The sequence below is a fragment of the Pseudoalteromonas sp. HL-AS2 genome, from assembly GCF_031198805.1.
Classification (GTDB): domain Bacteria; phylum Pseudomonadota; class Gammaproteobacteria; order Enterobacterales; family Alteromonadaceae; genus Pseudoalteromonas; species Pseudoalteromonas nigrifaciens.
The window spans coordinates 507,929-523,658 of record NZ_CP133571.1; the positions used below are offsets into that span (position 1 = coordinate 507,929).

Genomic DNA, 15,730 nt, shown 5'->3' on the forward strand with positions numbered 1-15,730 from the left:
AGTATTATTAAGAAAACAGGAGTGACACATGACTCAATCTTTCGACTTCAACAAAGCATTAGCTGAACTTCAAGCTGGTAAAGGCCTTACTGGCGAAGACGGTGTTCTAACACCATTAATTAAACAACTCACCGAAGCGGCTCTTAAAGCTGAATTAGAGCAGCATTTAGAATCTGAGACCCAAGTTAACCGTAAAAATGGTTCAACCAAAAAAACAGTTAAGTCATCCATAGGTCAATTCGAACTTGAAACGCCCAGAGATCGTTCAGGTTCGTTTGAACCTCAGCTTGTTAAAAAGAACCAAACCAAGTTAACGCCTGAAATTGATGAGAAAATCCTATCTATGTTTGCTTTAGGTATGAGCTACCGAGATATTCGAGGCCACATACAGGATATGTATGGCGTTGAGGTATCAGAGGCCACCATCACTGCCGTAACAGACCAACTGATACCAGAGCTTAAAGCATGGCAAGCGCGCAGCTTAGACACGCTTTACCCGTTTATCTGGCTTGATGCTATTCATTATAAGATTAAAGAAAATGGGCGCTACGTGAGTAAGGCTATTTATACCGTACTAGGTGTCAATATCGAGGGCCGCAAAGAGTTACTTGGTTTATATATCTCTGAAAGTGAAGGGGCTAACTATTGGCTATCAGTATTAACAGATTTACATAATCGTGGTGTATCCGATATTTTAATTGCCTGTGTTGATGGACTAAAAGGCTTCCCTGAAGCAATAGCAACAATCTATCCTGACGCCGAAGTGCAGGAGTGCGTTATTCATCAAATTCGTAATTCGATGAAGTATGTTGCTTCAAAGCACCAAAAAGAGTTTATGGCTGACTTGAAACCCGTTTATAAGGCAGCCACTAAAGATGCAGCAGAAGCCGCTCTCGCCGAATTAGATGCCAAATGGGGCAAGTTATACCCTATCGTTATCGAGTCTTGGCGTCGAAAGTGGGGCAATCTGTCGGTTTACTTCAAGTATCCAGATTACGTGCGAAAAGCTATTTATACCACAAATGCAATTGAAGCTGTACATCGTCAGTTTAGACGACTCACCAAGACTAAGGGAGCATTCCCTAATGAAAACAGCTTGATGAAATTATTGTATGCAGGCATATTGAATGCCTCGAAGAAATGGACAATGCCAATCCATAATTGGAATCTGACATTGTCGCAATTGGCCATCCACTTCGAAGGTAGGTTAGATGGTGTGCTAGATATTTAGCAACTTAGGCTGACACAGAATTCTGAACGCCCTCGTCTTTAAGCCAATAAATAAACTAGAAGTTAAACGTACGCTATCTGATTTCACAGAATTACTTGTTGGTGTGCTTGCTCAAAATCGGCAGGGTGTTTATTTTCAATTTGATCAAAACTACTTAGATCAATATAGCAACCTTTCACCATTTTCATTGTCCTTTAATAGGGATGTGCAATTAGCACCTAAAAGCCCACACAATGGGCTTCATGGAGTTTTTTCTGATTGTTTGCCTGATGGTTGGGGATCATTACTTCAGGACCGTGTTTTTAGACAAAATAATATAATGCCAAACTTCGTTACTGCAATGGACGATTATCGTTTGTTGGCCATTCTGCTATGGGGGCATTATCTTTTACACCAGAGGCTAATTATAATATTCCAAGTGAAGAGGAGCCAGGTCTAGCTGAATTAGGCCAACAAGCTCAAGCCATTTTTGATGGGCAAACAGAAACAGTACTTTCGGCATTGGTTGCAGCTGGTAGCTCTGGTGGTGCACGTCCTAAAGCTTAAGTATATTTTCCTGAACATAATATAGAAGAATGTAGAACTCAGCCTAAAATTGGTGATGATGCATGGCTGATAAAATTTACATCCAAAAATTTGTCTTTAGGCCATGAAGAAGGATTGTGTGAAGCTGTGTATTTGGAGTTAGCAGATAAAGCTAAATTAAGCACACCTGAAAGACTTTTGGTAAATGCACCTGAAGGCACTGGAGCAAAACAATGGCTGGCATTAAAGCGATTTGATAGATTTAAATTACCAAGCAATAAAATGGGCCGTAAACATATGCACAGCGCATGTGGTTTATTGGATGCTGACTTTCGTGCACCCACATTAGATTATGAAGATTTAATTAAAGCTAGTCGTGTTTTATGCAAGTCTCCTGCTGCTGGGCAGTTACAGTTTCGCCGAGCTATATTCAATTTGTTTAGTTGTAATCAAGATGATCATTCAAAAAACTGGGCATTTCTTCAAGAAGATTCTGGCGAGTGGAACCTAGCTCCTTTTTACGATGTTACTTTTAGTCCTCATCCGTTTAATGAGCATGCAACTTCGTTTGCAGGATATGGGAAAAACCCTCCAATAAAAGCAATTCAAAAGTTAGCCTCTGCGGCTGGGTATGCAAATTGGAAACAAGTTCAGATTATAATCTCTGAAATTGCAGACATTGTTTTTAGCTTTAAAGACACAGCTAAAACATTTGAGGTAAATAAACAGACTATTCAATTGATTGAACAACAACTTGATAATACTTACCGCATAAATAAACAGTTATGCGGTAGTCTTTAATAATCCTTAAACCTAAATAGTAAATCACTAGCTAAAATCGGCTCTTTAGCCAAAGCGATTGAGCTTTTTATGACTCTAGATTATTATATGTGGCTTATAACCCCAATCCCATACTTTGCTCTTTGAGCATGCCTAACCCCGGAGATAGCATGACTAGCTATAAAGTTTTAGACGTAAACGATGATTTACCTATTCGTACCAAAGGTGAAGTACACAGTGGTAAAGTACGCTCGGTTTATTGGCTAACCGACGCAGACAGCAAACGTTTAATTAGCGAAAAGGGCTATAAAGTACCAGCCGATACTGAGCTGGCAATTATGGTTATTTCCGACAGAATTTCAGCTTTTGATTGTATTTGGCAAGGCGAAAACGGTTTAAATGGCGTGCCAGGTAAAGGTATAGCGTTAAACTCGGTGGCTGCGCATTGGTTTAAGTTATTTGATGAAGCAGGACTGGCGGGTAATCACATTGTTGATATTCCGCATCCGTATGTTTGGATTGTACGTAAAGCCAGTACGGTAAAAGTAGAAGCCATTGCCCGCCAATATATTACTGGCAGCATGTGGCGCGACTACGCTAAAGGCATACGAGACTTTTGTGGTATTAATTTACCAGAAGGTTTAACAGCTAATCAAAAGCTCGATAAAGTATTAATTACTCCCTCTACCAAAGGCATTATTACTGGCGTGGCAGATATTCCCCCAGTTGATGATGTAAATATAACGCGTAGCAATATTACTAATAACCTAAGCGTATTTAACTTTAGAACGGCTGATGATGTAGCCCAATACGAAAAGTTATTAGTGGAAGGTTTTGAGCTAATAAGTGGCGAGCTGGCTAAGCTTGGGCAAATATTTGTAGATACTAAATTTGAATTTGGCTATGTAGAAGATATAAATGGCGCAGAGCAGCTTATTTATATTGATGAAGTAGGCACGCCTGATTCATCACGTATTTGGGATGAGGCATCTTACCGCGACGGTAAAATTGTTGAAAATTCAAAAGAAGGTTTTCGTCAGCTGTTAATTAATAACGTGCCAGAGAGCGACGTACTACTTAATAAAGACCGCATGGATGAGCGTGAGCAGCTAGCTAAAAATTACATTTTACCTGAGTCAGTAATGCTTGAAGTGTCAAATACCTACGTGGGCATTGCCAGTAAAATAGTGGGCAAAGAGATTGTTATTCCTGCTGATCCGCGTCAAGAAGTAATTGCTATTTTAGATGCCGATTATGGATTAATTATAAAATAACACGACTAAAGTGCTAAAAAATGAATGCTAAAATGTTTATTTTTAGTGACTGAACTATATTTCTTGCAATTGGTGCTCGTCTCTAATTAACTGAACTTAAAATTAATATTTGAGTATGGTTATGTTTGAACGAGCATTGCAAGTTTTTGCAAAAAAACGTTATTTATTCGCTTTAAGTGTGCTTTTTAGCCACGCTGCTATTAGCGCAAATATTGATTTAGTAATAAAAGATCAACACGGTATGGTGTTACCTAATGCCGTTGTTGAAATAGGCCAAGCAAACGCTGCTTTTAAGCCTACAAATCCAAGTGTTAAAAAGCTCCCCGTTGCGGTAATGGATCAGATAAATAAGCAGTTTTTACCTGAGCTACTTATTGTGCAGCAAGGGCAATTAGTTAACTTTCCTAATAGCGACAATATTCGCCATAACGTGTATTCGTTTTCAAGCGCTAAATCTTTTCAATTAAAACTCTACTCAGGGCAACCCAAAGAGCCAATTGTTTTTGACACCCAAGGTGTTGTGGTACTAGGCTGTAATATTCATGACTCTATGGTGGGTTATATTTATGTGGCTAAGAGCGAGCAAGTTTATAAAACCGATAAAAACGGAGTTGTAAGTTTGCCTATTACTACGCAGCCGTTGCAAATAAGTGTGTGGCATGCGTTGCAAACCGCGCCTTTAGAAAATAAAAAAATGATGAATATAGAGCCTCAAGCTATTTTACCTATAACTATAAATACTTCCTCGCCAGCACCACGTAACACCTTTGGCAGCCAGTTTAAGGGCGGTAATGACTAACAATTTGCGAAACCGTATAACCATTTTATGTGTAGGCTTGGTGTTATTAACCACTGTGGTTAGTTTGCTGAGTTTTTGGTGGTCTACAAATAAGTTTCAAGAAGAAAAAGTCAATCAAGACATAAGTGTGGCACAAAATGTTTATAAGCAATATTTAAACTCGAAAGAAAACCTATTATTAACTGCCGCTAAAGTACTCACCTCCGATTTTGGCTTTAAACAAGCGGTTGCCACGCGTGACGCTGCTACTATAAGCAGTGTTTTATACAATCATAGCCAACGTATAGACGCCGATTTAATGCTGCTGTTAGATTTGTCGGGGCAGTTAATATCAACCAATAATGATGAAGACAACTTTACCGATAACCTGCAGACTTTAATGAGTGAGTTATTAACTGCCTCGGAGCGATCTAATTTTGTGGTATTAAATGGCCAACTGTATCAGGTTATTTTACTGCCAGTTAAAACCCCGCGCACCATAGCTTACAGTTTGGTGGGTTTTAAAATAACCAGTAATGTAGCCTCAGAGCTTAAAAGCCTAACCGGTATGGAAGTAAGCTTTATAGCGAGCGTAGATAGCTTAGTAAAAACCTCACTGGTAGCTCCTCCAGCAAACTTTCAACCAGTTAATTATTTTAATAGCAAAACGACGTCGCGCTTTTTTGGTGATTATTTAGTGTATAAAAATCGCGAAATTGAGCTATCTGCACTGCAAGCTCACCCGGTAATAATTTTACTCAGCGCCGATTTAACCCAAAGCTATCGCGATTTTGAGCAGCTTTTTTTTACGCTTATTGTTCTTGCCATACTTACTTTAATTGTTGGGGTAGTAACCAGTAGTTTATTAGCAAATAACTTAACTACACCACTGTCGCAATTGGCTGTGGTGGCTAAACAATTTGCAAAGGGTAATTATAATTTTAAATTTAAAGGTGACAAACAAAGCAGTGAAATAGCTACCCTAATGGATGCTTTTCATAACATGGGTAGTGATATAAATGAACGTGAACAGCAAATTAGCTACCAAGCTCGCCATGATGCACTAACCGGATTTTATAACCGCTCGGCCATGCTAGAAATGCTAGCTAAGCAGTTAAGTAAAAGCACCGTACACACGCTAGTTGCTATCGATATTAAAGGCCTGCGACATATAAACGATAAGTTAGGACCACGTATTGGTGATAAGTGCTTAAAAGCAGTGGCACATCGTATTCGTGAATTTTCGGAGGAGTTGGGTGGGTTTCATGCGCGTATTGGTGGCGATGAATTTTTAACTGTGTTTCCGGCAGCGGCCGTGGGCGATTTTAAACGCGGCATTGTTGCTTTGATGGCGCAGCTCCAAGCGGGTTACACCATTCAAAACTTAAAAATAAATTTACGCTTTAGTGTGGGGGTGGTGCAATATCCGCTACACGGTGAACAAGCTGAGGATCTAATTCGTCGAGTACTTATAGCAGTAGAAAGCGCAACCAGTCATGATCAAAATATTCATTACTATCAACAAGGCGAAGACGAAGCGCATTTAGAACGCTTAGTTATGCTGGACGAACTTAAGCAAGCTATAAGCGATGATGACGGCCAGTTATTTATGACCTATCAGCCAAAGCTAAATATGAAAATACAAAAGGTCGATAAGGTTGAGTCCTTAATTCGCTGGCAACGTAAAGATGGCAGTTGGGTGTCGCCTGAGGTGTTTATTGATTTAGCAGAGCAGTCGGGATTAATTGTAGAGCTCACTGCCTGGGTGGTTAATACCGTTATTGCACAAGTTGCCGCTTGGCAGCAAAAAGGCATACATTTACAAGCGGCTATTAATGTATCGGCGCAAGATATTGCGTTTGCAGGGTTTCATTCGTCATTAGTACGTACTTTAAAAAAGCATAAGGTTAACCCTGCGTTGATCACTATTGAGCTCACCGAGCGCGATATGATCGAAAATGAAGAAAAGGGCATAATTGCCCTCGAGAACTTAAAAGCCATTGGGGTAAAAGTATCGCTTGATGATTATGGCGTAGGGCAAACATCGCTAGGGCGTTTAAAAATGCTGCCAATTGATGAGCTTAAATTAGATAAGTGCTTTATTTTAAAACTAGATGAATCGCAAAAAGATCAATTTATAGTGCAGTCGAGTATCACTTTAGGGCATCAATTAGGGTTTTCGGTAGTAGCTGAAGGGGTAGAAACTGCAGGCACCTTAACGTTACTTAAACAAATGCAATGCGATCACGCACAAGGTTATTATTTAAGTCGACCATTAAAAGCCGAGCAATTAGAGCTATGGTTAGAGGAATACGATGGCGTACATTAAGTGTTTTATGGCAGGGGTATTACTCACAGCCAGTTTTATAGCTGCTGCGAGTAGCGGTAAATTATTAGCTACTCCTGGGGTGTCTCAAGTTGAGGGGGCTGGTGGTGGAGGTATTGTTCCGTGGGCGCAACTTGCGGGGTATGCCAGTGAGGATGAGGTTTCGATTAATGGCTTTTGTAGCCGTGCAGATGTAACCGACTATACGTTAGATGTATGTGGCGCACAGCTTAATTTGTTTAATCGCGTTGAGCTTAGTTATGCGCAGCAAGAGTTTGATGTACCCGCGCTGAGTACGCAAATAGAGCAGTCGATAACCAGTGCTAAAGTTCGTTTATATGGCGACATTGTTTACAGTAGTTGGCCACAAGTAAGTTTAGGCATACAGCATAAGTCGTTAGACGATGGCACGGTTGCAAAGCTAGTGGGTGCAGAGAGTACCAGCGGTACTGATTTTTACTTAGCGGCAAGCAAATTACACTTAGGTGCTATTGCGGGGTACAACTGGTTTTGGAACGTGACCACCCGTTACAGTAAAGCCAACCAACTGGGACTACTGGGTTATGGCGGGAATAAGGTGAGCAATAAAATATTATTTGAAGCAAGCACAGCGATATTTTTAAGCCGTGAAGTCGCGTTAGGTGTTGAGTATCGTCAAAAAACAAATAACCTAGGATTAGGCGAGCAAGATTGGAAAGATGTGTTTGTAGCTTGGATGCCAAATAAACATATGAGCGTAACCGCCGCCTACTTAGATTTAGGCAGTATAGCTGGAGCAAGCGATCAAACCGGTTGGTATTTATCGGTGACAGGATATTGGTAATGAGAGTTTTTATACTATTTTTATTGGCTACAAGTGTATTAGCTGGCTGTAGCAGCAAGCCTAAACAGAGTTTGTATCAGCAAATAAATGGTAATGCCGGCATAGAAAAACTAGTGGATAGCTTTATTTATCAAATAGGTAATGACAGGCAAGTGTTTCATTATTTTGAGCACAGTAACATTACTCATTTTCGCCAAGGCTTTATCAGCCACTTATGCGCGCTAACAAACGGCCCGTGTGAGTATAAAGGCGACTCTATGGTTGCTATTCATACCGGCATGAATATTAATGAAAAAGATTTTAATCATGTAGTCGATCTACTAATTAATGCGATGGACGAGCAAAATATACCCCATTCAGTACAAAATAAAATAATAGCGAAAATGGCACCACTGCGCAGTGAAATAATAAAGATTTAAGAGCTGTAAAGGGGCAGCGCTCAGCTGTTCACTTTTAAAAAAAGCAGCCAAACATTGAGATAGGTAAATGAAAAATATAATTACCAATGAGCAGCTTTATACGCAATTAAATGATCCTGCATTAATATTATTTGACGCGGGTATGCTACGCCCGGGTATAACCGGTAACTATGTTGCTAAAGCAGTACTGCCTAACGCGCAGCGCTTTGATATTAAAAATGAACTAGCAGATCGCTTTAACCCATTACCTAATACTTTGTGTAGCGAAATGCAATTTACTCAAGTAATGCAAAAGGCAGGCGTTAACCACGACTCGTATATTGTTATTTATGAGGATGAGGGTTTGTTTAGCGCAGCTAGGGCATGGTGGATGCTAAAATCTATGGGCTTTGATAATGTAAAAGTGCTCAGTGGTGGGCTAAGTAAATGGCTTGAGAGTGGCTACCCGGTGCAGCAAAACTATAGCAAGGAAAAACATAATGGTAATTTTATTGCACGTTATAAAGCGGGTTACTTTATTAATAAGCAACAGGTACAAAACGCAATTGATGATCCGGCCATAGTATTACTCGATGCGCGTGCACATAAACGCTTTACAGGCGAAGACCCTGAACCCCGTGCAGATATGCGCAGCGGCCATATTCCTAATAGTCTTTCATTACCTTATAGCGAATTACTGTGCAGTGGTGAGGCTAAGCCACTTAACGAGATAAAGCAGCAGTTTACCGTGTTAGTGGGTAATGCTGAACAACTGCAATTTAGCTGTGGTTCGGGCATTACCGCGTGTATTTTAGCGCTATTTGCTGATGAGTGCGGTTACGCTAACTTAAGTGTTTACGACGGTTCATGGAGTGAATGGGGAAAGAAATAAAGAGCAGACAGGACCGCAGTAAGATATCCGCGTTCAGTAAGAGAAAACTAGCATACCTGTAGCAAACTAAACCCCGCGCTTGTTTACTCCTTTATTAACAGCCCCAAATTAAAAGCTGTTATTTAACGGCCTTCTTTAACCGCTATTACTTGTACGGGCAATTTTTGCAGCCATTCTTACAGCATGTACCACGCTTTAAAAAATACCATTTACTAAATACCATATAGCTGTTTTGCATAGTGTAATCGAGCCCTTCAATTAGCTCTCCATTATTTTTAAATTGCTTAGCAAACGCGAGTTGTATTTTAATCGGCTGCGAATAAAGGCTTTGTAAGTAAGTGTTTATTTTAGCCAGCGTACAGTTACGGCATAAACAGCTTGTAGCGTTAAGGTCTAACGGTAAAATAGCGGGTAACTCGTTGCACCAACATGCTGATATGTCAGTCACATTACAAGTAAGAGCTGTATTACATTGCGTGCAGTTAATTTGGGTCATTATTTTACTTTTAAATCACGGTGAGCGCAGAATAACAATATTATGAATATACAAAAAGCATTAGCGCAGTTTATTACCTTCGGGCCAGAAAAAGACGAGGCAGTTGCTGTTATTGTATCTGCGGCAGCAGCAAAACAGCCATTATTTACCCTAAGTACGTCAATCATGCTAAATGTGTTTGAGCGTTGTTTGCATAATGAAATAGCACTTGATGATTTGGAACTGTGGGCGAATGTGATTGAAGCGCGAGATGATATAGATTGCGCTGAGTGTGAAGGCGTTATTTATGCACTTAGTAACAGTGAACAAATGGGCGAGCTTAATAATGAAAAGCTCGCAAAATTAGCCACGCTTTTACAAGAGTAAAAGCATGGCTAATTTTTAGTAAAGCCTAGCGCTTTACTTATGATATCCCAAGCAAGTTTCTACTTCGTTTTTTGAGCCTAAAATTACAGCTACGCGCTGGTGAATAGCATTAGGTTGTATGTCCATAATGCGCTCGGTGCCAGTTGAGGCAATCCCGCCAGCTTGCTCTACTAGCATGGCCATAGGGTTTGCTTCGTAAAGCAGACGTAGTTTATTTGGTTGGCTTGGGTTTTTGGTATCTGTTGGGTAGGTAAATAACCCGCCACGGCTTAATACGCGGTGTACATCGCCTACCATTGCAGCAATCCAGCGCATATTAAAGTTTCGAGCGCGTGGGCCAGTGTCGCCAGCTACAAGATCGTTAATGTAGTTTTGCATAGCCGGTTGCCAATGGCGTTGGTTTGACGCATTAATAGCATATTCGTTGGTATCTGCTGGTATTTTTGCAAAATCTTGAGTTAATAAAAAGGTGCCGTGCGTTTTATCTAGGGTGAAAAAGCGGGTGCCTTTACCTGTCGTTAGCGCCAATATAGTCGATGGGCCATACAATACATAACCTGCCGCTACTTGATTAATACCCGGTTGCATAAAAATACTTTGGTCAGCAGGATCTGCGCCTTCAGGCGCTTTCATTACTGAAAAAATAGTACCTACTAACGAGTTTATGTCGGTGTTTGATGAGCCATCAAGTGGGTCAAACGCTACAATATATTCTGCATCAGGATTGCCAGCAACTGTGTAGTCTTCTTCTTCAGAGGCGATGGCTTTTACGTAGCCCGATTCCAATAATATATCTTTAAGCAGTTGGTTGGTTAAAACATCAAGCTTCTTTTGAGTTTCCCCTTGAATATTCTCATCAAGTGTTGAGCCTAATACACCCGATAATTCGCCTTGGCCAACACGAAATGAAATTTCTTTACATGCGGCTAATATAGTTCTGATCAAAGAGATTAATTCTCTTGGGCAACCATCTTCAAGTAATACTGGAGGAAGTCTACGCATTCTATTTTCCTGATAACGTGATTAAACTAATCATAATGTGAGAGGGATTAGTTTGGAGCGCTGAAATTCGTCTTAAATAACTGTATTGTTTAAATTCCCCCCTATAATGGGGTTACCTAATCGTACTTAAAACGCCAATAACAAAGATAAGATTATGCAAAAAATAAAACTACTAGGTTACATTCTCTTTACTGTGTTGCTCACTATGATAACTCAAGCGCACGCAGCAATTAAGTCTATTGATGAATTTACTGGAAAGATGAATCATTTTCCGGGATATTTTTCATTTTTTTACGATACAGAAAACGGCAAGGTTTATTTAAAAGTAGATAAACTAGAGCAGCAATTTTTGCTACAGCAAAGTTTGCCAAATGGCTTGGGCTCTAACGATATAGGGCTTGATAGAGGACAGCTTGGTAATACACACTTAGTGCAATTTGAGCGCTTTGGCGACAAAGTAATGCTACGCGCTGTAAATACTTACTATCGCGCAAATACCAGTAATAAAGCTGAGCAGCAAAGTATTAATGAAGCGTTTGCATCAAGCATATTAGCGGGCTTTAAAGTGGTTGCGCAAAATAAGCGGGCGTTATTAATCGATTACACCCCGTATTTACTTAGCGACGTACACGGTGTAAATCGTACCCTGGCTGCGACTAAACAAGGTAACTTTAACCTAGACGAATCGCGTAGTGCAGTTTATATGAGCCGCTCTAAAGCATTTATTAATAATACAGAGCTTGAAGCCGTACTTACCTTTGCTGGTACTAAACCGGGTAAGTTTGTGCGTGAAATAAGCCCCGACGCTTATTCGTTAACGGTGCATATGCATCATTCATTAATTAAATTACCAGACGATAATTACACCCCGCGCAACTTCCATCCGCAATCGGGTTTTTGGAGTATTGAGCATAAAAACTATGCTGCAGCACTTGGCGAGTCTATGTATGTGCGATATATACCACGCCATCGGTTAACTAAAAAAGATCCGAACTTACCTATTAGCGACCCTATTGAGCCGATTGTTTATTACCTTGATCCTGGGGTGCCGGAGCCTGTAAAAAGTGCATTGCTTGAAGGTGCACAGTGGTGGGATGAAGCATTTAGTGCCGCGGGTTATAAAAATGCATTTATAATAAAAGTACTACCAACAAACGCCGACCCTATGGATATTCGCTATAACGTAGTGCAATGGGTGCATCGTGCTACTCGTGGTTGGTCGTATGGCAGTTCGGTAATTGATCCGCGTACCGGCGAAATTATAAAAGGTCATGTAACGCTTGGCTCACTGCGCGTTCGCCAAGACATTTTAATTGCAGAAGCGCTGGCTGCGCCTTATTTAAACGGCAACGAAATAGCAAAAACACTACAAGCCATGGCACTTGATCGTATTAGGCAGTTAAGTGCCCATGAAATTGGGCATACTTTAGGTATTTCTCATAATTTTGCCGCCTCTGTAGGCGATAGAGCCTCGGTAATGGATTATCCGCATCCGCTGCTTAGCTTTGATGAACAAGGCAAGCTTGATGTGTCACACGGTTATGCTACGGGTATGGGCGTGTGGGATACACAAGTTATTAAATACGGCTACAGCGACTTTACTAATCAAAACGAAGCAGCAGCATTGGCGGCTATTTTAAAAGAAAACAACACTAAAGGGCTCGAGTTTATATCTGATAGCGACGCACGCGCTGCCGGTGGTGCGCATCCTACGGCTCATTTGTGGGATAACGGCGCAGCACCAAGCGAAGAGCTATTAAGAGTACTAGAAGTGCGTAAGCAAGCACTCGCACAATTTGGTATTCATAATATAAAAACGGGAGAGGCGTTATCGCAATTAGAAGAAAAACTGGTGCCCTTGTATTTATTTCACCGTTACCAAGTAGAGGCGGTGGCTAAATTAATTGCTGGGGTAAATTACGAGTACGAAGTACGCGGTGATAAACCTGTAAAAGGCGCGCAAGTGGTTGCTAAGCAAGCGCAACAACAAGCGGTTAAAGCTATTTTAACCACTCTTGAGGGCCGTAATTTAGTGTTGCCAGAGTCAATACTCGCACTTATTCCACCTAAAGCGTATGGTGAGTCTAGGACGCGTGAAAGTATAGTGGGGCGCACTGGTTTAACCCTTGATGCTATGGCGTTACCTGAAGTTGCCGTGCAGCATAGCTTATCGTTATTACTAAATGCACAACGTTTAAATCGCCTTGCGCAACAACAAGCACGCAGTGATGATTTTTATAGTTTAGATGAGTTACTTTTACAGCTTTATAAGCAGGTTTTTGTGGCATTACCATCCAATAACATGGTGGCAAAGATCACTCAGCGAGTGCAATTTTTAAGTGCTAAAACAATGGCTGATTTAGTGGCCAGCGATAACGTAAGTCCAGAAGTACAAGCACAACTGCGTTACTATTTAACTAAGCTAAAAGATGACTTTGAACAAAATTCACTACTAAGCAACACTAGTATAGGTGAAAGCGCGTTTAAACAATATTTAGCTGAACAAGTTAACCATTTTTTAACCACAGGTAGCTGGCCAGATAACTTTAAAGCATTACCAATCCCGCCAGGTTCGCCAATTTAAAAGGATCGCTTTTAGCAATAAAGCAGCAGGCGGCTTTTAACTAAGAAATTAAAAAACACCGCGCTTAATTTAAACGCGGTGTTTTTTTGTATTACTCATTGCATAGGTTAAATACGCAGGGCTGTCTTTGTTATTGTGTTACTTTTGCTTGCATAAAGTTGTTTTTTTGTTAATCTACCCGCCTTCTGTTGTGGCTATTTTGAGGTGTTTATGGCGTTTTTATCTCGTTCGATATTGGCGTTGTCTGTAGCACTTTTAAGCAATAACGTATTTGCGCAAAAGCAGTGTGATGTAGAGCTTCGTCACGGTTTAATCATTACTGATGATATTATTCGCATTGTTGATAAGGGCCAAACCCGCGTACAAATTAATAATAATAACCAATTGTTTATCCGTGGCTATTGGATTGACTTAAGTGATGACGAAAGTAAAGTCCTTGAGCAGTTTAGCAGCGGTATTCGTCAAACTGTTCCTGAACTCGTTAACTTAGCCACCGATGGCGTTAATTTAGGGCTCAGTGCAATTGAGCATGTTGTTGAAGGCATGACAGATAAAGAATCAGAAGTGCTTAAAACGCAATTGCAGTACGTTGAACGTGCGCTAATGGATAAGTTTAAACGCGGCGATGACTTTTTCTTTATTGCGCCGCAATCACTTTCCAAAATAGACGACTTTTTCACTAAAGATATTAGCAAAAAAATTCACTCGGCAGTGCATGGCTCCCTCGGGGCTATTTTAATGTCGTTAGGCGATGCATTTAAATCGCGCGAAGGTAATATTGAAGATCGAATGAACGACATGAGCCAACGCATGGATATCATTTCATCAGAAATAGATAAATCACTCCAAGAAAAAGCCCGCCAACTCGAACTAAAAGCTGCAGAATACTGCGAATGTTTAAACGCCCTTGATGTGACTGAATCTCGCCTACAAGCCATAGTACCAGGTATGGTGAGCTTTGATTTAGTGCAAATAAAGTCTTAAAAATTAAGAGCTGGTATTAGGTTTCAGGTTTCAGTAATTAATTAGCCAAGCACGCATTTACAATTAGGCCTCGTCGTTATAAATTGCCTAGAACCTAGTGCCATGAACTTTTAACGCGCTAAAATATCACATATACGTTGGCATGCATTGCCGTCACCATAAGGGTTGTGAGCGCGACTCATTGTTTTATATGCAGCATCATCAGTTAACAACTCATTTAATGCTGCGGTGATCTTAGCTACATCGGTACCAACTAATTTCACTGTACCTGCTTCAACTGCCTCTGGGCGCTCTGTGGTATCACGCATAACTAATACAGGCTTACCTAAACTTGGTGCTTCTTCTTGAATGCCACCTGAGTCAGTTAAAATAATATGAGCACGATTCATCAAGTATACAAATGGCAGGTATTGTTGTGGCTCAATTAAATGTACGTTATCAACATCCTTTAAAATGCGCTTTACTGGCTCTTGTACATTCGGGTTTAAATGCACGGGATAAAGTATTTGCGTATTTGGATGAGTTTTTGCGGTTTGCGCTAATGCTTCGCAAATTCGCTCAAACCCGCCACCAAAACTTTCACGGCGATGGCCTGTAACCAATATAAGCTTTTTATTTTCATCAAGCATTGGGAATTGCGATGCGAGTGTATTGCTTAATTCTGCATCATTTTCAATTTGTTGTTTAACCATTAATAACGCATCAATTACTGTGTTACCCGTTACAGATATGTTTTCAGCCGCGTAGTTTTCTTTTAATAAGTTAGCTTTTGAATTTTCGGTGGGTGCTAAATGGTACTTTGTAAGTGAGCCGGTTAATTTACGATTACCTTCTTCTGGCCAGGGTGAGTAAATATTACCTGTACGCAAGCCTGCTTCGACATGACCTACTGCGATTTGCTCATAATAAGCCGCCAGACTTGCTGCAAAAGTAGTCGCGGTATCGCCATGAACAAGCACTACATCTGGCTTAAACTCTTTAAGTACGGGCGTTAACTCTAGCAGAATACGACTGGTTACTTCTGGTAGTGTTTGGCCCGCTTTCATCAGGTTCAAATCGTAGTCAGGGGTTATTTTAAACAGCTCAAGTACTTGGTCTAGCATTTCACGATGCTGCGCCGTTACACAAACTTTAGCTTCAAAGCGACTATCGTTAGTTAATGCATGTACTAGCGGCGCCATTTTTATCGCTTCTGGGCGGGTGCCAAATACGGTTAATACTTTCACTGTTATATCCTTTTAATAAATTAGAGTCTCGAAGCTCTATTATGC

At 40.6% G+C, this 15,730-nt stretch carries 13 protein-coding genes and 1 pseudogene; 11 read left to right on the forward strand and 3 right to left on the reverse strand.

Annotated elements, in window-relative coordinates; genetic code table 11:
* Positions 1 to 28 precede the first annotated feature (28 nt).
* The 8 genes and pseudogenes from RB215_RS02385 (at position 29) to RB215_RS02420 (ending at position 9,027) form a co-directional block, all read left to right on the forward strand.
* Positions 29 to 1,231 (forward strand): IS256 family transposase, encoded by a 1,203-nt coding sequence (locus RB215_RS02385; RefSeq protein WP_008465246.1) that lies wholly within the window; start codon positions 29 to 31, stop codon positions 1,229 to 1,231.
* A gap of 22 nt (positions 1,232 to 1,253) precedes the next feature.
* Positions 1,254 to 2,557: pseudogene (locus RB215_RS02390) on the forward strand (type II toxin-antitoxin system HipA family toxin).
* 149 nt (positions 2,558 to 2,706) lie between these two features.
* Positions 2,707 to 3,810 carry a phosphoribosylaminoimidazolesuccinocarboxamide synthase gene (locus tag RB215_RS02395; protein WP_192532539.1) on the forward strand — a complete coding sequence of 368 codons (1,104 nt, stop codon included), beginning with the start codon at positions 2,707 to 2,709 and terminating at the stop codon, positions 3,808 to 3,810.
* 121 nt (positions 3,811 to 3,931) lie between these two features.
* Positions 3,932 to 4,609 (forward strand): methylamine utilization protein, encoded by a 678-nt coding sequence (locus RB215_RS02400; protein ID WP_192532540.1) that lies wholly within the window; start codon positions 3,932 to 3,934, stop codon positions 4,607 to 4,609.
* Positions 4,602 to 6,917, forward strand: a complete 2,316-nt coding sequence (locus RB215_RS02405; protein ID WP_309216814.1) for an EAL domain-containing protein — start codon at positions 4,602 to 4,604, stop codon at positions 6,915 to 6,917. The genes RB215_RS02400 and RB215_RS02405 overlap by 8 nt, the downstream gene beginning before the upstream one ends.
* A complete protein-coding gene (locus RB215_RS02410; RefSeq protein ID WP_192532542.1) occupies positions 6,904 to 7,737 on the forward strand; it encodes a DUF3034 family protein in 834 nt (277 codons plus the stop codon). The genes RB215_RS02405 and RB215_RS02410 overlap by 14 nt, the downstream gene beginning before the upstream one ends.
* Positions 7,737 to 8,156: a group 1 truncated hemoglobin gene (locus RB215_RS02415; RefSeq protein ID WP_309216815.1), complete on the forward strand. Its 420-nt coding sequence runs from the start codon at positions 7,737 to 7,739 to the stop codon at positions 8,154 to 8,156. Before RB215_RS02410 ends, RB215_RS02415 begins: the two co-directional genes overlap by 1 nt.
* A 67-nt stretch (positions 8,157 to 8,223) precedes the next feature.
* Positions 8,224 to 9,027, forward strand: a complete 804-nt coding sequence (locus tag RB215_RS02420) for a sulfurtransferase (protein ID WP_309216817.1) — start codon at positions 8,224 to 8,226, stop codon at positions 9,025 to 9,027.
* A gap of 145 nt (positions 9,028 to 9,172) precedes the next feature.
* Here the strand turns inward: RB215_RS02420 and RB215_RS02425 are convergent, their stop codons facing one another.
* Positions 9,173 to 9,523, reverse strand: coding sequence for a DUF5522 domain-containing protein (locus RB215_RS02425; protein WP_309216818.1), 351 nt, complete (start codon positions 9,521 to 9,523; stop codon positions 9,173 to 9,175).
* A gap of 42 nt (positions 9,524 to 9,565) precedes the next feature.
* Here RB215_RS02425 and RB215_RS02430 point away from each other — a divergent pair, with 42 nt between their 5' ends.
* Positions 9,566 to 9,889, forward strand: coding sequence for a hypothetical protein (locus tag RB215_RS02430; protein WP_309216819.1), 324 nt, complete (start codon positions 9,566 to 9,568; stop codon positions 9,887 to 9,889).
* A gap of 33 nt (positions 9,890 to 9,922) precedes the next feature.
* On the opposite strand, the gene RB215_RS02435 is transcribed toward RB215_RS02430, so the two are convergent.
* On the reverse strand, positions 9,923 to 10,891 hold the full coding sequence (locus RB215_RS02435) for a class 1 fructose-bisphosphatase (RefSeq protein WP_011327173.1): 969 nt from the start codon (positions 10,889 to 10,891) through the stop codon (positions 9,923 to 9,925).
* A 154-nt stretch (positions 10,892 to 11,045) separates the two neighbouring features.
* Between RB215_RS02435 and RB215_RS02440 the strand changes: the two genes are divergently transcribed.
* On the forward strand, positions 11,046 to 13,475 hold the full coding sequence (locus RB215_RS02440; RefSeq protein WP_309216820.1) for a zinc-dependent metalloprotease: 2,430 nt from the start codon (positions 11,046 to 11,048) through the stop codon (positions 13,473 to 13,475).
* Positions 13,476 to 13,685: 210 nt separating this feature from the next.
* Positions 13,686 to 14,459, forward strand: a complete 774-nt coding sequence (locus tag RB215_RS02445) for a YggN family protein (protein ID WP_089367746.1) — start codon at positions 13,686 to 13,688, stop codon at positions 14,457 to 14,459.
* A gap of 110 nt (positions 14,460 to 14,569) precedes the next feature.
* On the opposite strand, the gene wecB is transcribed toward RB215_RS02445, so the two are convergent.
* Positions 14,570 to 15,685 (reverse strand): non-hydrolyzing UDP-N-acetylglucosamine 2-epimerase, encoded by a 1,116-nt coding sequence (gene wecB, locus RB215_RS02450; RefSeq protein ID WP_089367747.1) that lies wholly within the window; start codon positions 15,683 to 15,685, stop codon positions 14,570 to 14,572.
* Between the last annotated feature and the right edge of the window lie 45 nt (positions 15,686 to 15,730).